At 60.1% G+C, this 19,066-nt stretch carries 17 protein-coding genes; 8 read left to right on the top strand and 9 right to left on the bottom strand.

From position 1 onward, the window contains the following. Nucleotides 1-3: 3 nt before the first annotated feature. A complete protein-coding gene (locus PMI07_RS08355; RefSeq protein WP_007758930.1) occupies nt 4-1,680 on the top strand; it encodes a response regulator in 1,677 nt (558 codons plus the stop codon). A 41-nt stretch (nt 1,681-1,721) separates the two neighbouring features. Here PMI07_RS08355 and PMI07_RS08350 read toward each other — a convergent pair whose 3' ends face one another. The 8 genes from PMI07_RS08350 to PMI07_RS08315 form a co-directional block, all read right to left on the bottom strand. Next, nucleotides 1,722-2,792: a Gfo/Idh/MocA family oxidoreductase gene (locus tag PMI07_RS08350; protein WP_007758928.1), complete on the bottom strand. Its 1,071-nt coding sequence runs from the start codon at nt 2,790-2,792 to the stop codon at nt 1,722-1,724. Further along, nucleotides 2,789-3,811 carry a Gfo/Idh/MocA family oxidoreductase gene (locus PMI07_RS08345; RefSeq protein WP_007758926.1) on the bottom strand — a complete coding sequence of 341 codons (1,023 nt, stop codon included), beginning with the start codon at nt 3,809-3,811 and terminating at the stop codon, nt 2,789-2,791. Before PMI07_RS08345 ends, PMI07_RS08350 begins: the two co-directional genes overlap by 4 nt. Before the next feature lie 5 nt (nt 3,812-3,816). Next, nucleotides 3,817-5,073 carry a Gfo/Idh/MocA family oxidoreductase gene (locus tag PMI07_RS08340; RefSeq protein ID WP_245277113.1) on the bottom strand — a complete coding sequence of 419 codons (1,257 nt, stop codon included), beginning with the start codon at nt 5,071-5,073 and terminating at the stop codon, nt 3,817-3,819. A gap of 35 nt (nt 5,074-5,108) precedes the next feature. Continuing rightward, the gene (locus PMI07_RS08335) at nt 5,109-6,203 is read right to left on the bottom strand and encodes an ABC transporter ATP-binding protein (RefSeq protein WP_007758921.1); all 1,095 of its coding nucleotides are present in this window, start codon (nt 6,201-6,203) and stop codon (nt 5,109-5,111) included. Nucleotides 6,204-6,215: 12 nt separating this feature from the next. Further along, nucleotides 6,216-6,986, bottom strand: a complete 771-nt coding sequence (locus PMI07_RS08330; RefSeq protein WP_245277156.1) for a carbohydrate ABC transporter permease — start codon at nt 6,984-6,986, stop codon at nt 6,216-6,218. A 127-nt stretch (nt 6,987-7,113) separates the two neighbouring features. Then, nucleotides 7,114-8,007 carry a sugar ABC transporter permease gene (locus PMI07_RS08325; protein ID WP_007758916.1) on the bottom strand — a complete coding sequence of 298 codons (894 nt, stop codon included), beginning with the start codon at nt 8,005-8,007 and terminating at the stop codon, nt 7,114-7,116. 72 nt (nt 8,008-8,079) lie between these two features. After that, nucleotides 8,080-9,363: an extracellular solute-binding protein gene (locus PMI07_RS08320; RefSeq protein WP_024163666.1), complete on the bottom strand. Its 1,284-nt coding sequence runs from the start codon at nt 9,361-9,363 to the stop codon at nt 8,080-8,082. A gap of 122 nt (nt 9,364-9,485) precedes the next feature. Continuing rightward, the gene (locus tag PMI07_RS08315) at nt 9,486-10,604 is read right to left on the bottom strand and encodes a glycoside hydrolase family 88 protein (protein WP_007764644.1); all 1,119 of its coding nucleotides are present in this window, start codon (nt 10,602-10,604) and stop codon (nt 9,486-9,488) included. Between the two features lie 191 nt (nt 10,605-10,795). Here PMI07_RS08315 and kdgR point away from each other — a divergent pair, with 191 nt between their 5' ends. Next, entirely contained in the window at nt 10,796-11,590 is a 795-nt protein-coding gene (gene kdgR, locus PMI07_RS08310) for a DNA-binding transcriptional regulator KdgR (protein WP_007764649.1), read from the top strand. Between the two features lie 75 nt (nt 11,591-11,665). On the opposite strand, the gene PMI07_RS08305 is transcribed toward kdgR, so the two are convergent. Then, on the bottom strand, nt 11,666-12,502 hold the full coding sequence (locus PMI07_RS08305) for a 5-deoxy-glucuronate isomerase (protein WP_007764652.1): 837 nt from the start codon (nt 12,500-12,502) through the stop codon (nt 11,666-11,668). 304 nt (nt 12,503-12,806) lie between these two features. Between PMI07_RS08305 and PMI07_RS08300 the strand changes: the two genes are divergently transcribed. The 6 genes from PMI07_RS08300 to PMI07_RS08275 are packed head-to-tail and all read left to right on the top strand — an operon-like array spanning nt 12,807 to nt 19,063. Then, a complete protein-coding gene (locus PMI07_RS08300; RefSeq protein WP_007764654.1) occupies nt 12,807-13,793 on the top strand; it encodes a LacI family DNA-binding transcriptional regulator in 987 nt (328 codons plus the stop codon). A 47-nt stretch (nt 13,794-13,840) separates the two neighbouring features. Further along, nucleotides 13,841-15,445: an ABC transporter substrate-binding protein gene (locus tag PMI07_RS08295; RefSeq protein ID WP_007764665.1), complete on the top strand. Its 1,605-nt coding sequence runs from the start codon at nt 13,841-13,843 to the stop codon at nt 15,443-15,445. A gap of 60 nt (nt 15,446-15,505) precedes the next feature. Beyond that, nucleotides 15,506-16,522 (top strand): ABC transporter permease, encoded by a 1,017-nt coding sequence (locus PMI07_RS08290; protein WP_037086441.1) that lies wholly within the window; start codon nt 15,506-15,508, stop codon nt 16,520-16,522. Continuing rightward, complete coding sequence (locus PMI07_RS08285; RefSeq protein ID WP_024163665.1) at nt 16,519-17,427, top strand: ABC transporter permease; 909 nt, start codon at nt 16,519-16,521, stop codon at nt 17,425-17,427. The genes PMI07_RS08290 and PMI07_RS08285 overlap by 4 nt, the downstream gene beginning before the upstream one ends. A gap of 2 nt (nt 17,428-17,429) precedes the next feature. After that, the gene (locus PMI07_RS08280; protein ID WP_007762797.1) at nt 17,430-18,260 is read left to right on the top strand and encodes an ABC transporter ATP-binding protein; all 831 of its coding nucleotides are present in this window, start codon (nt 17,430-17,432) and stop codon (nt 18,258-18,260) included. Nucleotides 18,261-18,265: 5 nt separating this feature from the next. Continuing rightward, nucleotides 18,266-19,063: an ABC transporter ATP-binding protein gene (locus PMI07_RS08275; protein ID WP_037086439.1), complete on the top strand. Its 798-nt coding sequence runs from the start codon at nt 18,266-18,268 to the stop codon at nt 19,061-19,063. Nucleotides 19,064-19,066: the final 3 nt, after the last annotated feature.

The raw sequence follows: 19,066 nt of genomic DNA, 5'->3' as shown, positions 1-19,066 counted from the left end.
GCTATGAACCCTGTCAATATCCTCCTCGTGGATGATCAGCCGGCAAAACTCCTTAGCTATGAGGTTGTACTTCAGGAGCTGGGCGAAAATCTTATAAAGGCCCAGTCCGGCAGAGAGGCGTTGGAGCATCTCCTGCGCAACGATATCGCCGTCATTCTCGTGGATGTCTGTATGCCGGAGCAGGACGGGTTCGAGCTCGTCAGCATGATCCGCGAGCATCCCCGGTACCAGCATACGGCGATCATTTTCGTATCGGCCGTGATGATGGCGGAACCGGACCGCTTGCGCGGTTATGCGGCGGGAGCCGTTGATTACGTCTCCGTTCCCATCGTTCCGGAAGTTCTGCGTGCCAAGGTACGGGTGTTCGCGGACCTGTACCGGAAGACAAGGGAGCTCGAGCGGTTGAATGCCGAGCTCGAGGATAGGGTCCGGGAGCGCACCGCCGAGCTTGAAGCGTCTTCGAACCAGCTGCGTCAACTTAATGAAGAACTCGAAGAACGGATCGACCAGAAGACGCGCGAGCGTGAAGAAGCGCTCGCTCAACTCTTCGAGGCGCAAAAACTCGATACGATCGGCCAGTTGACCGGTGGGGTCGCCCACGACTTCAACAACCTGCTGATGGCGGTCCTGGGCAGTTTGAACCTCCTGAAGAAGCGGCTTCCTGTCGATGAGAAGAGCGAGCGCCTGGTCGCCAATGCGATTCAAGCGGCCGAGCGGGGCGCAGCTTTGACCCAGCGACTGCTCGCGTTCGCGCGCCGCCAGGAACTGAAGCCGCAGGCGGTCGATTTTGCCGAGCTCTTCGAGAACATTCAGGACCTCCTCAGCAAGGCGCTGGGACCCGGGGTGGATATCAGAAAAGACATTCCGCCACGGCTCCCGCAATTGTTGGTCGATAGCAATCAGCTCGAACTTGCCCTCCTCAATCTGTTCGTCAACGCGCGAGACGCCATGACCGGGGGCGGCACGATCATGGTGTCCGCAGAGGAGAAAGACGTCTCGCGGCCCGGCAGCCTGACCGCCGGACGCTATGTGCGGATTTCAGTCTCGGACACCGGAGAAGGTATGGACGAAGCCACGGTGACCCGTGCGACTGAGCCGTTTTTTACGACGAAAGGGCCTGGAAAGGGGACCGGTCTTGGACTTTCGATGGTGCATGGTCTCGCGGCGCAATCAGGCGGTATCCTAGACCTGTCGAGCACCAAGGGAGAGGGAACGACGGTGGCCCTCTGGTTGCCGATCGCCGAAAACATCGTGGCGGCGCCGCCAGCACCGGAGGCCATATCGCAGGAGCCCGCTCCCAATTTCCCGCATGCATTGACGGTGCTTGTGGTGGATGACGATCCGCTCGTCAGCATGGGAACGTCGGCGATGCTGGAGGATCTTGGCCATGTCACCACGGAGGCGCCCTCGGCGGCCGTCGCCCTTGAGATCCTTGGCTCTGACCAGAGGTTCGACCTGATAATCACGGACCACGCCATGCCGGGCATGACGGGCGCGGAGCTGGCACGCTTGATCATCTCGGCTTATCCGAGCCTGCCGGTGATCCTCGCTTCGGGATATGCTGAACTACCGGAAGATCACGGGCTTTCAAATCTCCTGCGGATGACAAAACCCTTCACTCAGGAACAACTTCAGACAGCAGTCCATCGCGCGGTCGCTGAGCGAGCCTCAGCCGCCTGAGCCTGCTGTCGATAATTGCACGATGATCAACGCGTCATCGATCAGCCCGGCAGCCAGCCGGTGGCCAAGGGGTGATCTGCAGAAAGCGGCAGGCTTACGACCTGGCTTTCTCTGGCGGATGCATAGATTGCCGTCACGAGCTCGATCGAGTGATAGCTTTCCTGAAGCGACGGCAGATAAAGGTCCGGTTTGCCGGTGAGCCGCGCATGGACATCCGCGAATAATCCCGGAAATCGCGGAAGAACGTCGGGTATCTCTTGTATTGCGGTTTCGATCTCCGCCTGCCGCGAGGGGTCGGTGGCTTCGAATGTCCACGGTCCCGCCCCTATCTGGTAGGGTTCCGTGCCCGACGTGACGGTGACATGCTCGAAACACATCCTCAGCCGCGAGCTGTTTCCAGCCGCACCCAAGGTGACTGAGGACGTGACCAACGCGCCCCTTGCGGTGCGCATCGAAAGCGACGCGCAGTCTTCGGTCTCAATGGGATTGACGCGTGTGTCGAGGAAGGCGGCAACCTCCACGACATCTCCGACAAGATGAGTCGTCAGATTGTGGATGTGACACGCATGGCTGAGGAGCACGCCGCCAAGTTCGCCTTTCCAGGTGCCCCGCCAGCGCTCGGCGTAATACGCAGATCCGCGTTGCCAATGGGTCTCCAGCGCCACCACGTAAGGCCTGCCCAGAAGCCCGCGGACCTTCAATTCATGCGCAGCTCGGTAGCCGGTGCCATAGCGATACTGGAATACGGGAAAGACCTGCCGCCCCGTTCGTGCGGAGCTGTCGGCGATCCGGTGCACCTCGGCAATTGAACCGGCAAGAGGCTTCTCGCAGATGACGTGTTTTCCTGCTTCCAGTGCGGCAAGCGTCATCGGCGCATGCAGTTGAGGCGGCAGGCAGATGTCAACCAGATCCACGAGGGGGTCGGCGAAGACCTCGTTGATGTCGGGAACAGCTCGACTGCCTGGAGCCTGCTGCGCCGCCTCCTCGGCGCGAGGGAGGTTGAGGTCGCAGACGTAACGGACATCGAACAGATCGGCTAGTTCCGCATAGGCGGCGATATGAGCCTTGCCTATACCCGCGCCGATGACGGCGACACGGATGCGCTCCGTCATCGGGGTGCTTTCTCTTCCGCGATGAGTTGCGCCTGCAGTCCCAACCGGGTGGCAAGGAACGCATGGGACTGGGCCATGGCCGTCTCGCTCCGCCTTTCCACGTCGGCAACCAGGCGGGCGAAGAAGGGCTTTCCGGCACCTTTCGCCTCGAACCGCTGCACGCCCGACTTGTCGGCCAGGAAGACGTGGTCCTGGCCGTCGCGACCAGCGATATCGATATATTTGCGCAGCTCTATATAACCTTCCGTTCCCAGAACGGTGATCCTGCCGTCGCCCCAGACGGGAAGACCGTCCGGCGTTAGCCAATCCACCCGGGCATAACCGCGACCGCCATTGCCGTCCAGCAGCACCTCGCCGAAATCTTGAAATGAAGGCCGATCCGGGTTTGCTACGTTGGCCACGTGGGCGGAAACCACGCGTGCGTCGGTCGATCCGGTAAAATGCAGGAACTGGTCGAACTGGTGCGCGCAGATATCGGCGAGAATCCCACCGCAGCGGGCTCGGTCCCAGAACCATGCCGGTCTGAGATGAGCATTCATGCGATGCGGCCCGAGACCTAACGTCTGGACCACCTTGCCGATCCGACCCTCGGCAATCAGCCGATCCGCCAGGGTGGCGCTTTCGACGGAGACGCGTTCGGAAAAGGACACGACCCAACGTCGCCCTGTCTCGCCAACGGTGCGTTGGATATCTGCCAGCTGTTCCAGGTTGGTGCAGCCGGGTTTGTCGACCAGGACGTCCTTGCCGTGCGACATCGCCGCGACCGCGATGTGGGCGCGCTCGCTGTTGATCCCGGACAAAAGGACAAGGGAAATGCTTTCGTCGTCGAGGATGGCCTGCATCGAGCGGGCCGGCAGATCCGGATAGGTTTCCTGGAATGTCTTGCGGACAGGCTCCGGGGTCTCCTCGCCCGTTGTCCATGCAACGAGCGTGGCGCCAGCATCCAGCATGCCGTTGATCATGCCGTAGATGTGCCCATGGTCTATGCCGATGACGCCGATGCGAAGATTAAAAGCCATGAGAGCTACCTGTTCAGGTGGATGCCGCGAGCGCGGAGCATGGATTGGATATTGACCAATGAGCCCGTTTCTATGGAAGCATTGGCGGCGATGCCGGTGAGGATGGACCAGGCGCCGGCAACATGATCGGAAGCGCGGCCATAGCGGTCAGGCTGCATGTTTTCCGGATCGAAGATATAGCCCAGCATGACCGGATCGGCGCCGCCGTGATCCCCTGTTGCCTTCGGAACGGCGAGCTGCCGTGGAGGCTCGCCGGCCAGGTGGAGTTCCGTCGTGATCGCATCTTCGTCCGCATGGACCCGTTGGCCGCCGAAAACCCCGTGGACCTCGACATGTCTATGGGTGATGTCGCCTTTGGTACCCTGAAACTTGATCTCCAACCCCTCCCAGGGGGAATAGGCAGTCAGGGTGTAGTTGGCCGTGACGCCCGAGGCGTAGCGGATATGCGCCTGCATCGTATCCTCGATGCCGATTTCTTCGTCGAATACGCAAAGATCGCGGAAATAGCCGTCTTCGTGCTCGGCCTCCACATAGAGCTTGCGCAGGTTCCCCTCGGCTGCGAGGTCAAGGCGGAAATCGCACTTGTGGGCCACGGGACAGTCGGCGCAGCGTGGCCCACGACCCGCGAGGCCAAGTTCTACCGCCATTTCCGGGCGATAAAAGACGCGGCGGCCGGAGGCCAGGACGTCTGTCGGCACGGTCCCCAGCCACCAATTGAGAAGATCGAAGTGATGGGTCGATTTGTGGACCAGCAGCCCGCCGGAATTCTCTTTCTGGCGGTGCCAACGGCGGAAATAATCAGCGCCGTGGACCCGATCGAGGTGCCAGCGGAAATCGACCGCCGTCACCGTGCCGATCGCTCCCGAGGAAATCAGCTCCTTGATCTGGGTGCGTGCCGGCGAATAGCGGTAGTTGAACGTCACCGTGACCTTTCGCCCCGTGCGCGCCTGGGCATCGACGATCTGCTTGAGGCGGCTGAGATCGATCGTCAGCGGCTTTTCGCAAATGACGTCGCAGCCAGCCTCGAAGGCACGGACGATGTAATCGGCGTGCAGGAAATCCGGCGTCGCGACGACGACCGTATCCGGCCTCTGTTCCGCGATCAGGCGGTCGAAATCGGCGGCCAGGTAGGTCGCGACGCCGTTGGTCCCGGGTTTTGAGGCGGCCTGCGCCGCTTCGCCGAGGCGATGCGCGTTGCTATCGCAGAGAGCAACGATCTCATGTCTGTCAGCATAATCTTCAATAACGGAATCGCGGAACATCTGATGCCGCGAGCCGCATCCAACAATGGCGATCTTCACTGGGCTTGGCTTTCGTTCTGGATGGGTTCGATGCGGTTGCCCGCGCTGTCAAAATAATGGAGGTCGGAGAGGTCGAATCCGATCGTGACAGGATCACCCATTCGGTAGAGCGTCCGCCCATTGTCGCTGGCCAGCAGCACCTGGCCTGAAGAGAGGGTGATATGCAGCAAGGTCTCGCTGCCAAGGTATTCTACCAGCCGGATCGTGCCTTCGCCTGTGACATCGCCATTGCCGACACGCAGCGACGAGGGGCGCACGCATAAGGTCAGCGCCTGATCGTCGGTGGGAAGTTCGGCAATCGCAAAGTCAGGCATGCCGGCCACCGACACCACGGTCCTGCCCGTGTCGCGTGTTGCTTTCGCCTGCAGCATGTTGATCTTCGGCGAGCCGATGAAGCCTGCAACAAAGAGGTTCTGCGGCCGGGTATAGAGTTCCTGCGGCGTGCCGAGCTGCTCGATCTTGCCACCGCGCAGGACCACGATCCGGCTTGCCATGGTCATCGCTTCCACCTGATCATGGGTCACATAGATCATCGTGGTGCCGAGGCGTGCGTAGAGCGAGGCGAGTTCCGCCCGCATCTGCACGCGCAGTTCCGCATCCAGATTGGAAAGCGGCTCATCAAACAGGAAAAGCTGCGGCTCGCGCACGATCGCTCTGCCGATGGCGACGCGTTGTTTCTGGCCGCCCGAAAGTTGGCGCGGCTTGCGGTCCATAAGCTGCTCGATCTGCAGGATGCGCGCGGCCTCCGCCACCCGACGTACCACCTCGGTGCGCGATACCTTGAAGTTCTGGAGGCCAAAAGCCAGGTTCTTTCTCACGCTCATATGAGGATAGAGAGCGTAGCTTTGAAATACCATAGAAAGCTCGCGCTTGGAGGCGGGCAAGTCGTTGACGATCTTCCCGCCGATCGAGATCGTCCCTTCGCTGATGTCTTCGAGGCCTGCGATCATGCGCAGGAGCGTCGATTTCCCGCAGCCCGACGGCCCGACGAGAACAAGGAACTCGCCGTCGTGGATGTCCAGATTCAGCCCCTGGATGATGGACAGCGCTCCATAGCGCTTGCTGACGTTTCGAAGCATCAACCCTGCCATGCGTCTTGTTCCCTATTTCATTCCGGAGGTGGCGATGCCGCGCACGATGAGCTTCTGGAACAGGACGAAGAAGATGACGACCGGGACCAGTGAAAGGACCGACATCGCGAACATCTGGCCATAGGCGGACTGTCCTTCCTGATCGAGGAAGAGGCGAAGCGCGAGCGGCACGGTATAGCTCTTGATGTCGTTGAGGTAGATGAGCGGGGCCAGGAAATCCTCCCAAACCCAGATCAGCGAGAAGATTGCGGCCGTGCCCATGGCCGGCAGCGAAAGTGGCAGTATGATCGCCCAGTAGATCTTGAAGGGCGAACAGCCGTCGATCATGGCTGCTTCGTCCAGCTCGCGTGGCAATTGCCGAAAGAACTGCACCATCAGAAAGATGAAGAATCCATCGGAGGCGAGGAAGCGCGGCACCACCAGCGGCAGATAGGTATCGACCCAGCCGAGGTTCAGGAACTGAACATATTGAGGGATGAGAACCACGTGATAGGGGATCATCAGGGTCATCATCATCAGCGCGAAGAAGAAACTGCGTCCGGTAAAGTTCAGCCGTGCAAAGGCATAGGCCGCGAACGAGCAGGAGACCAGGTTGCCGATCACCGACAGGCCCGTGACGATCGCTGAATTTATATAGAAGACCGTGAAGGAGATCGGCAGGGCGTACCAGCCCTTCGTATAGTTCTCGAACCGGAATTCGGAAGGCCAAAGCGTCAGGCTGCCGAAAATTTCGTTTTCCGGCTTCAACGAGGAGGCGAGGAGCCAGAACAGCGGATAGAGCATGACGCATGACACGATGATCAGGAAGATATGCTTCAGGATCCGGCCGTTGCGCTCACCCCTGTCGCGCTTCAGCCGCAGCGCGTGGGCTACGCGCGCGGCCTCGTCCATCTGGATGGCGAGTTCCAGATCAGTCGCGCTCGTTTTCATAGTGCACCCAATATTTGGAAGTGAAGAAAGCGATCGCCGTGAAGGCCGCTATGATGACCAGCAGGAACCAGGCAAGCGCCGATGCGTAACCCATCCGGAAGAACTTGAAGGCCTCGTTGAACAGGTAGACCGTATAAAACAGGAGGCTGTCGGAGGGAGCGCCGGTGCCGTTGGAGATGATGAAGGCGCTGGAAAAGGTCTTGAAGGCCTCGATGGTCTGCAGCACCAGGTTGAAGAAGATCACCGGGGCAAGAAGCGGCAGAGTGATGCGGGTAAATTGCCGCCAGCCCGGCGTGCCGTCGATTTCCGCTGCCTCGTACAGATCGCGCGGAATGCCTCGCAAGCCAGCCAGAAAGATCAGCATCGGCGAGCCGAACTGCCACATGGCCAGCACGACCAGCGTATAGAGCGAGGTGTCGGGATCGGTGATCCAGGAGGCTCCCTGGATTCCCACCATCGCCAGAACCTGATTGACCACCCCGTCGGCGGCAAAAAGCTGGCGCCACAGTATGGCGATAGCAATCGAAGCGCCCAGCAGGGACGGCAGGTAGAAGATGGCGCGGTAAAGGCCGATCGTCCGCAGGCCCTTGTCGAGGAGCATGGCCACACCGAGGGCCATGATCAGGCGAGCGGGCACAGCCAGCGCAACATAGGTAAAAGTCACTTCCAGCGCCTTCCAGAAGCGCCGGTCACGCGTGAACATGTATTCGTAATTGCCCCAGCCGATCCATCGGGGCGCGCTCACCATGTCGTAGCGGGTGAAGGAAAGATAAAGCGACGCAAGGATCGGCCCCAGGGCGAGCAGGAAAAATCCGATCAGCCATGGAAGAAGAAACACATAGGCCGGTGCATTGCGGGCAAAAAAACGTTTCATCGAAACGACCTTGTTGTCGGAAGAGAGGCCTCGGCGGCAGGTGCCGCCGGGGCCTCGATATTCCAGCGCCTGTTACTGGGCGCGTTCGACGATTGCCTGGGCGTCCTCGATGAAGGTGCCCGCGGCTTTGGCAACTTCCACCTTGCCAAGCACGACGTCGGTGCCGATACGCATGAAGGCGTCTCGCACCTCCCCAGCGCCCTTGGGGGCGGGCAGCGGCAGCGGCCCCACCTTGCTCTGGATCGCAGTGAAATAATCGACCGAGAGCTTCTCGACCTCAGTGAGCTTCGGGGCGAGCGCCGCCCGGATCTTCGGCGAACAAGGAATGCCGCGTTCGAGGCCGAGAATGCCGGTGATCTCGGGATCGTTGACCCAGGCGTTCATGTAGGCAATTGCGGCCTCCGTGTCCTTGGCGTCGCGGCTGAGGGACAGGAACATCGAGGGCTTGATGAACTGGCCAGGCTTGCCGCCAGCCTTGTGGGGCACCATGGCGGCGCCGATCTTGTCCTTCGACACAGCCTGGATGCCGACCAGCTGGTTGGACCAATAGTGGGACATTGCGGTATCGCCGACGGCGACGCCTGACTCGGCAATCGGCGGGTCGAGGATAACGGTCTTGTTCTTGTCGCGAACAACCCCTGCCTTGCGCAGATCGGCCCACATCTGCCACCAACCGGTGACGTCTCCGGCTGTCGCCGTGACCTTGCCGTCGGGGCCGTAGAATTCCCGGCCGTTCTGGCGAACCCACGATTCGAAGGTCTCGATCATCAGGGACAGATCGTCCGAGCCCTTCATCTTGCCCCCGGACTTGGCCGTAATCTTTTCGCAGACTTTGGCGAAGTCGTCCCAGGTCCAGTTGATCAGGTCGGTGTCGATGCCCGCTTCCTGGAAGGCGCGTGTATTGTGGACCATGACCTGGCTGTTCGAGCCGATGTTGAGGGCATAGAGCTTTCCGTCGACCCGGCCGCCATCAAGGGGGCCCTTGTCGAAGTCGGCGATCATCAGGCTCTTGCCGGCGAATTCGTCGAGAGGCTTCAGCGCCCCGCGATTGACATATTCGAACAGGAACCGGTAATCCATCTGCACGAGGTCGGCCATGTTCCGGCCGGCGGTCTGGGTCGCCATCTTAGTCCAATAATCGCCCCAGCCGATCGTTTCGCCGGAGACCGCGATGCCGGCATTCTTCTTCTGGAATGTGTCGATAACAGCAAAGGTGCGCTTGTCGCGCTCCGGATTGCCCCACCAATAGTGCCGGATCGAGCGATCGGCAGCAAACACTGGCATGGCCGGAAGCGCAGAAGCGGCGGCAGCCGCTCCTATGGTGCCCAATAATGCGCGTCTTGTCAGTTTGGTCATTTCGTCCTCCTCCTTCTAACCCGGAACGCCTCATCGGCACCGGATGTGTTGTGGTTGTTCATGGCTTGCTGCGCGTCGGCTCCTCCTGCCGGACACACTCCATTCTTCCTCGACGCAGCTCGCTAGACGAAGCTGCGTAAAAGTTCAGTCAGGCAGAGCATGGCCATCGCTTGCCCGTAAGGCATGAATGTCAGCTTGATCTGCCGATAGAAATCGAGATCTCTGCCCATCGCCGTGCCGAAAGATACCTGCTGGAGCTCTCCGTCGGGGCTGATGTTATCGATCACGCCTTTCATGGCCTCTTCGGCGGTTTCCAGATATTCGATGCCCAGATACCGCTTGCGGACGCCCTTCATCAGGCCATAAGCGAAGCCGGCAGTCGCCGAGGCTTCCAGATAGCTTGACGGATCATCGATCAGCGTGTGCCACAGGCCCGACGGATGCTGGTGCAGTTTCAGCGCGGCTGCCTGCCGGCCGAGCAGCGACACGAGATGGCGGCGGAGGGGATCGTTTTCGGCGAGATCCAGGAGCTCGATGAATTCCGGAATGGCGATGGTGATCCAGCTATTGCCGCGCGCCCAGCGGGCGCGGGCAAAATTGTGATCGCCGTCAAAGGTCCAGCCGTGGAACCAGAGGCCGGTCTGCGTGTCGGTGAGATATTGGGCGTGAACCAGGAACTGGTATTTTGCCTCCTCCACAAACTCCGGGCGCTTGAGCACGAGGCCGATCTTGGCAAGCGGCAACACGCTCATCATCAGCGTGTCGTCCCACATCTGCTGATCGTTGACGCTGTTGTAGACGATGTGCTGCAGCCCACCTTCACGGGTGCGTGGCATCTCGTACATCACCCATTCGGCCCACGTTTCCAGGTATGGCCGCCACCGAGGATCTCCCGTGAGCTCGTAGAGATGGGCAAGGGTCAGAAACGGCGCGACGGTGTTGATGTTCTTTGTGGGGGTTCCTTCAGCAAGCCGAGCTTCAAACCAGTCGACGATGATGTCCATCACCTTTTGGTTGCCGGTCAGCTGCCAATATTTGAGAAGGCCGAAAAGCGCGACGCCGTGGGTCCATTCCCAGCCCGACCAGCCTTTGGTGTCGATAACGCGGCCGTCCTCGAGGCGCAGCAGGAATTCGCCGGTGTGGTCCTCGATATGAACAAGGTTGTCGATCAGTCGATCAATGAGATCGCACACGTCACTGCGCTGGATAATGTGTTGCTTTTGCCGCAGCAGCGGATGCATGCCGAACGTCCTCCCAAAAATATTCGGAATGTTATTCCGGATTTTAGGAAATCACACTCCTTATGGCTTTTCAACCGTGTTTTTCTGTTGCACTTTGCTCTCTGAGCCGGTCTTCCACATGTACGTCCGTATCTTGACACAGGTTTTTCCGAATTCCAGAATAGGATTTCGAAAAAAATAGAATAAGTGCTATGTCCGAATTGAACCCAAAAACCGAAAATGTCGCCGCTGTTCTTAAGGTCTTCGCCGTGATGGAGGCGTTGGTCGAGGGAAAGAAGGTGAGTCTCGCAGATCTTGCCCAACGAGCCATGACGTCAAAAACCACGGCGCATCGCCTGCTGCAGACCATGGTTGAACTGGGCTATGTGGAACAGGATGCGGAGACGGAAAAATACGGACTGACGCTGAAACTCTTCAGCCTCGGTGCTCGCTCGCTGACCGAGCAGACGGACCTGCTGCGCGTGGCGGATCAGGCGATGGGAAAGCTATCCCGGGTAACCGGTGAGTCCGTCAATCTCGGTATTCTCGATGATCGAGACCAGAAGGTCGTCTACATCCACAAATACGACTCCGCCTACAGTCTCTCGATGAAATCGACGCTCGGGTTGCGCAATCCGCTGCACAGCACGTCGCTTGGCAAGGCGCTTCTTGCATGGCGCGATGACGATGAGATCCGTGAACGGATCAACAAGATGGAACTGACGAAGCTCGCGCCGCGCACCATCACCGATCCGCAGGAATTGTTTGCGCAGTTGCAGATGGCCCGCAGCCGCGGCTTTGCCGAGGAGGTGGAAGAGAGCGAGGCGGGGGTGCGATGCATGGCGGCGCCGATCTTCAACTATCTCGGAAAACCGATTGCCGCGATGTCGATTTCCTTTCCGATGTTCCGCTTCGATGAAAGCCGGAAATCCGAGTATGTCGATCTATTGCGCACGGCAGGACTCACTGCCTCAGCCGGGCTCGGTTACCAACCGGCAAAAAACTAGGGATGGCTGACGGCGGTCGAACGGGCAACCATTCAACTACCGCCCATCGGCAATCAGGTCGCCGCCTAAATATATTCACCGGAATTTCTCCCGCATGGCCTGAATACCGGGAAAGGCCTCCATAAGATAATCGTGACGAGGATCAAAGCGCTGTATCAGGCCGCGGCGATGCCGGCCGACCAGGATCGTGAAGATATATCCACGATGGCCGGGTGACGTGGAGGTCGGATGATACCCCTTGTCGAGAAGGAAGGTGTCGCCGTTGCGGGTCAGCAGATTCTGCGGGGCCTCTCCGTCATCGTAGACCGCCTGTCCGCCAAATCCGTTCTCCGGAAAGAAGCGGTAGTGATAGAGTTCCTCGTGATCGGTCTCTCGATCGCCATCTTCTGTATCGTGCTTGTGCGGCGGATAGCCGGACCAACAGCCGGGATCGGCATAAAGTTCGCTTACCAGCAAGCGGCTGACGCGGCCGTTCTGACGCTGGCCAAGGATGTGAAAAATCTGCCGGTGCGTATGGGTCTCGGGAGAACCGACGTCAACCATGTCGACCTCGTCTGGCCGGATGCGCAAGGACGTCAGCTTCTCGTCCGTCAAGCCGCCGGCGATCGCCACATGAGTGTTGGTTTTCGCCCTTACCGTCACGGTCGCGTCAAGCGGCGCATAAACGGAGTCAGCGTTGCCGGACCAGATGTCCTTGCGCTTGCCGACTGATTGAAAAGCGATGTCATCGACGGTGATGTCGACGGTGCCCTCCATCACCACTACGACCGACTCGTGCCGAGGCAATCGGTAGCGGTGTTCCTCGTCAGCTTTGAGCGAGACGAGGTTGAAATGGACGAGGTCGAGCGTGTCGTCGCCTTCGGTCACGATTGGTGCATTGGCGTTGTCGTAGCGTCGAATGATCTTTGCCATTGTCGATATTTCTGAGGTTGGGAATGCTGGGCCGCTCGATTGCGGGCGGTGCGTGCTGTTGGCGACCTGAACAATGCGGGCTCAGCACACAAGCGAAATGGTGGCGCGCGTTTTTCTTCATCTTGAGCTTGCCGCTTTTGAGTTAACGATAACGTAGAATCAATCCCTCATGCTTGTCAATATTGCGCCGCACATTGGCTGTTTGGTCATGTTGCAGAGAATTTTTTCCCGGATCGGCAAAAATTCCGGCTTGTATTAGTTTAACGATAACGTTATCCAGATCGATATCGATGGGAGGTCGAAGGTGAGTAAAGCCAAGCTGTCCGACATAGCGCGTGCCGCCGGCGTTTCGCCGATGACGGTGTCGCGCGTGCTGAACGGCCGTGGCGGCGCGGGTCCGGAGACCTCCGAACGTATCAAGCAGATTGCCCACGAGCTGCGCTACCGACCCAACGCGCTTGCCCGGGGGCTCAAGTCCGACAAGTCGGGCATCGTCGGCGTCATTGTGCCGGATATCGCCAATCCGTTCTTTCCGGAGATAATCCGGGGGATTGAGAATGTCGCTCTGCAGCACGGATACAACCTGCTGCTCTGCAACGTGGTGGAAAGTCCAGACCGGGAAATCGATCTGATGCGCATCCTGGAGAGCCAGCGTGTCGACGGTGTCATCTGGTGCAGTGCCCGCCTTTCCGAAAAGCCACTTGTGAAGGCGCTGCAATCATTCAAGGCGGCTGTTCTGGTCAACCGAACGGTCGAGCCGCAAATCGCCGGCAGTATCATGATCGACTATCGGTCCGGAGCGGCGGATGCTCTGAAGCATCTCTGGAATCTCGGCCGACGCCGGATCGGCGTGATTGCCGGTCCGGCTGCCTCACGGGGCTCCATGGAGCGGCTGGAGGGGCTGCGCACCGTCTTCGCAGACCTGGGCGCAGAGGCCGTTGCCACGGTTTACTGCACGCCCGATGTCAACGGCGGCGCGCTTGCAAGCCGGGAGCTGCTGGAAGCTCACGGGCAAGTCGACGGGCTGATCTGCTACAACGATCTCAATGCCGTCGGCGCGCTTCAGACCTGTGAGGCGCTCGGCATCCGGGTGCCGGACGATCTCGGCATCATCGGCTTCGACGGCATCCCTCTGGCGGAGTTCGTCAGGCCAAAGCTTTCGACGCTGCATGTCGACAAATACAGCATCGGCCAACTCGGCATGCGCATGCTGCTCGAACGGATCGAGGGGAAATTCGTCCAGCACAGCATTGTCGTCAGACCCCAGCTCATCGCGCGTAACTCGACCTGAACGGCGAGACCGCGCTCCCATCAGACGAAGCGATAACGGAGGAGTTTATGTCGCATATTCGTTACCTACTCGCAGCAACCAGTGTCCTTGCCGCAAGCATCGTCATGGCCCCCGCCCAGGCGGCGACACCGAAGGACCAGCTGATCATCGGCATGAACATGGTCAACCTGACCAGCCTCGATCCGCACAACGTCAATTCCTACGAATCCTACCATATCATCTCCAACCTTTACGACACGCTGGTGCGCAACGATCTGACAGCGCCCGGAAAGCTGCTGCCGGGGCTTGCCAAGTCCTGGACGGTCCAGCCGGACGGGTCGATCGAGTTCACGCTCGATGAACGGGCGACGTTCCAGAGCGGCCGCAAGGTAACGGCTGAGGATGTGGCCTATTCCTTCAGCCGTGCCGTGAAACTCGGCCTTCTGGCCAAGACCTACTACGATCAGTGGGGCTATACGCCGGCCAATGTCGCCGAGAAGTTCATCGCCAAGGATGAAAAGACCTTCGTCCTCAAGGCAGCTGCTCCGATTGCACCTTCGCTCAAGATGAGCGCGCTCACCCGAGCCTATGCCGCGGTCGTCGACAGCAAGGAGGTCGAGAAGAATGCCAAGAACGGCGATATGGGGCGCGCCTGGTTGGCGTCGAACGCTGCCGGCTCCGGTCCGTTCAAGCTCAACCGCTGGAACCCGAACGATATCGCCCTGCTCGACCGTTTCGACGACTATTGGGGCGGCAAGCCGAGCATGCGTCGCGTCGTCGTGCGCCATCTTCCGGAATCCCAGACGCAACGACTGCTTCTGGAGAAAGGCGACCTCGACGTCGGCTTCCAGCTGGTTTCCGCGGACATCGACGGGCTTGCGAAGAACCCCGACATCGTAATCGACCGCCTCAAGGGCTCCGGTTTCTATTACTTCAACATGAGCACCGAAGACCCGGACCTCAAGAAGCCGGAAGTCCGCCGGGCGATCCGCTACTGCATCAACTACAAGGACATCAACGACGTCGTAATGAAGAACTACGGCGAGTACACCACGACGTTCGTGCCCGAGGAAATTCCCGGCTATATCCCGAACATCGGCAACGTCTACGATCCGGCGAAGTGCAAGGCCGAGTTGACGGCCGCCGGCTATCCCAACGGCTTCAGCAAGCAGATCCTCGCATTGAGTTCCGTGCCCTATGCCGACCTGGCGGCGGCGATCCAGCAGAACCTCACCGCGGCCAACATCAAGACGGAGATCCAGACGGGCAACGGCGACCAGACCTACGGTCCGATGCGTAACCGCAAGTTCCAGCTTGGCGTCGGGCGTACCGCATCGTCGGCTCCCGACGATCCGGATGGATGGGTCAGGACGCATGCCTACAATCCGGACAACAAGCCGGATGCTACGCTCTCCAACCTGCAGGCCTGGCGTTCGTCCTTCGAACTGCCGGAGGTCAACAAGTTGCTCGACGAGGCGGCCGCGATCACCGACGACGAAGCCAAGCGCGTCCAACTCTACAAGAAGGCGCTGCAGATATTCGAGGATTCCGCTCCTCCGATCATTCCGATCTCACGGCGCGTCGATCCCTATGCGAAGAGCGCGCGGCTGATCAACTATGTCGGCGACCCGAGCTGGATGACACGCTGGAACGCGGTCGAGAAGAAAGATTAACGTCGGAATCCTCGCATGTCCCATGCTACAGACAATGCCGTTCGGGCGTCGGGTAGACGCCTGAACTGGAGAAGGTACTCGCGCTGGAGCACGACGCTCGCCAGCGTTGCCACGACACTCGCGCTGCTCGTCGTCCTCACCTTCGTCATCGGCCGGCTGATGCCGGTCGATCCGGTGATCGCGGTGGTCGGCGCGGATGCTGACCGCGCGACCTACCTGAAGGTCCAGCAGGAGCTGGGGCTGGACCAGCCGCTCTACAGGCAGTTCGTCATATTCGTCGGCCAGCTTTTCCGGGGCGACTTCGGAACGACGCTGCTGACGGGACGCCCCGTCATGGACGATATCGTCCGCGTCCTGCCGGCGACGATCGAGCTGGCGACGGTGACGATCATACTGGGAGCCGGGATCGGCATCCCCCTCGGGGTCTTTGCTGCCGTCAATCGTGGACGGGCAGCGGATCACGTCGTCCGGCTGATCGCGCTCCTCGGTCACTCGACCCCGATCTTCTGGATCGGCATGGTCGGCCTGATGGTCTTCTATGCCAAACTCGGTTGGGTGGGCGGGTCCGGCCGTGTCGATATCTACTACGAGGGCATGACAGATGAGAAAACCGGGTTCCTGCTCCTCGATTCCCTGCTTGCGGGGGACATGGATGTTTTCTGGAGCGCGGTCAGCCACATCATACTGCCCGCCTCGGTCCTGGCCTATTCGAAGATTGCCTATCTCAGCCGCATCACGCGCAGCTTCATGCTGGAGCAGCTGCACCAGGAATACGTGACGACGGCCCGGGCCAAGGGCGTCAGCGCCCGGAACGTTGTCTGGAAACACGCCTTCAAGAATATCCGCGTGCAGCTCGTCACCGTCGTCGCGCTGTCCTATGGCGGCATGCTGGAAGGCGCGGTGCTGATCGAGACCGTATTCGGATGGCCGGGCTTCGGACAATATCTGACCAATGCGCTGGTCATCGGCGACATGAATGTGGTGGTCGCCTGCACGCTGATCATCGGATGCGTGTTCATCACGCTCAACCTGATCTCGGACCTGCTCTACAAATTCTTCGACCCGAGGATCAAATGACAACGAATAGCAAAGGCCTCAAAGCCTGGCTCACCGCCGAGGATACGGAAAGCCCAACCCAGGCCGCGATCCAGAATATCTGGATGATCTGGCGGCGCTTTGCCGACAACCCGCTCGGGCTTCTCGGTCTCGGCATTATCCTGCTGCTGGTGTTTGCGGCGATATTCGTGCCGTGGATCGCGACATATTCGCCCTTCGAGCAGAATCTGCAATCGGCCCTTCGACCACCGGGCGGTGCTCATCTGCTCGGAACCGACGAACTGGGGCGGGATATATTTAGCCGTATCCTGTGGGGCAGCCGCATCACCTTGTCGATCATCGTGATCGTCAGCATCATCGTTGCGCCCATCGGCATGCTGGTCGGCTGCTTCGCCGGCTATTACGGCGGCTGGCTCGACACGATCCTGATGCGGATCACCGAACTCTTTCTGTCGTTTCCGAGCCTCATTTTGGCGCTCGCCTTCGTCGCGGCGCTTGGACCGAGCCTCGAAAATGCAGTCATCGCGATCGCCCTGACGCAGTGGCCGCCGATCGCGCGACTGGCCCGGGCGGAGTCCTTGAGCCTCCGACACCGCGACCACATTTCCGCGGTGAGGCTGATGGGCGCGAGTAACCTGCGCATCGTGCTCTCCCATATCGTACCGCTCTGCATTCCGTCCGTTGTCGTGCGCATCACCCTGAACATGGCGGGCATCATCCTGACGGCAGCCGGCCTCGGCTTCCTCGGCCTGGGCGCTCAGCCGCCGACGCCGGAATGGGGTGCCATGGTTTCCACCGGCAGGCGCTTCATGCTCGACAGCTGGTGGGTCGTCAGCATGCCCGGCATTGCGATCCTGACCGTGAGCCTGGCGTTCAACCTCGCCGGCGACGCGTTGCGCGATGCACTCGACCCGAGGCAGGAGTAAGCATGAACAGTCCATTGTTATCGGTTCGCGACCTTCGCATCAGCTTCAACGGTGTGGCTGGCCCGTTCGAGGCCGTTCGTGGCGTGTCCTTCGACCTTGGCCGGGAGAAGCTCGGCATTGTCGGCGAATCCGGATCCGGCAAGAGCATGACCGGGCGCGCAATCATGCGGCTGACGCCGCGTGCGGCCATGGTCAAGGCCCAGACGTTGTGCCTCCCGGATGTCGACCTGCTTCAGGCCTCGGAAAAGACGATGGAACGGATCCGCGGAAAACGGATCGGTCTCATCATGCAGGATCCCAAATATTCCCTGAACCCGGTCGTTTCCGTCGGTGAACAGATCGCCGAAGCCTACCTGATTCATACACGCTCCAACGCATCGGAGGCGAAACGGAAGGCAGCGGCCATGCTGGAGGCGGTCCAGATCCGCGATCCGGAGCGCGTCTACCGCATGTATCCGCATGAGATGTCGGGCGGTATGGGCCAGCGCATCATGATCGCCATGATGCTGGTTTCCGAACCGGAAATCCTGATCGCCGATGAGGCGACGTCGGCGCTCGACGTTACCGTGCGTCTCGAGATTCTCAATCTCCTGGACGATCTGGTGAGGAAGCGCGGCCTCGGCCTGATCTTCATCAGCCACGATCTCAATCTGGTCCGGCATTTCTGCGACCGTGTCCTGATCATGTATCGCGGCCATGTCGTCGAGACCCTCAAGGCCGGCGAACTCGACCAGGCAACTCACCCTTATACGCGGGGACTGCTGGACGCGATGCCCCGCATTCACACGCCGCGGCGACGGCTTCCAGTCCTAAAGCGCGATCCGGCATGGTAGACATCATGAAGAGCCAGACACCGATCATAGAGATCGACAACCTCATTGTGAGCTTCGGGGAAGGGGACGACGCGCGGCGTGCCGTCGATGGCGTGAGCTTTTCCGTGCTTGCGGGCGAAACCTTCGGGCTCGTCGGCGAATCCGGCTCCGGCAAATCCACCATACTCAGGGCGATCACGGGCCTTGTTCCGAGCACGGCGACAACGCTCAGGGTGATGGGCGAAGATGTCAGCCGAGAGCGCGGCAAGGATTTTTACCGCAAGGTGCAGATGGTGTTTCAGGACCCGTATGAGGCACTGCATCCGCGTCATACTGTCTGGCGGCAGTTGATGGAACCTGCGCGCATTCAGAAGGTGCCTGATGCGGAAACCCGTGCCAAAGCGTCACTCGACGCGGTGGGCTTGCCGCAGGCGCTTCGCTGGCGTTACCCCCACCAGCTCTCCGGCGGCCAGCGCCAGCGCGTCGCGATTGCGCGGGCACTCATGCTCAAGCCGGAGATCCTGCTGCTGGACGAGCCGACATCGGCGCTCGACGTATCGGTGCAGGCGGAAATCCTCAATCTGCTTTGCGATCTGCAGGAAGAACACGGCCTGACCTTCCTGATGGTCACGCATGACCTCGGCGTGGTCGCACACATGTGTAACAGGACCGCCGTGATGCAGTCCGGAAAGCTGGTCGAGACTCTTCCGGTCGATGTGCTGGTGAATGGCGGCGCGACTGAACCTTACACGCGAAAACTCATAGCTGCCAGCGAAGCCTATGGTGAGGCACCCGCCTCTTTGTCGCAGCTCACAAAAGTCTAGGAG

It is taken from the genome of Rhizobium sp. CF080, from assembly GCF_000282095.2.
In the GTDB taxonomy this organism is placed as follows: Bacteria; Pseudomonadota; Alphaproteobacteria; order Rhizobiales; family Rhizobiaceae; genus Neorhizobium.
This window is presented reverse-complemented; position numbering and strand designations above follow the sequence as displayed.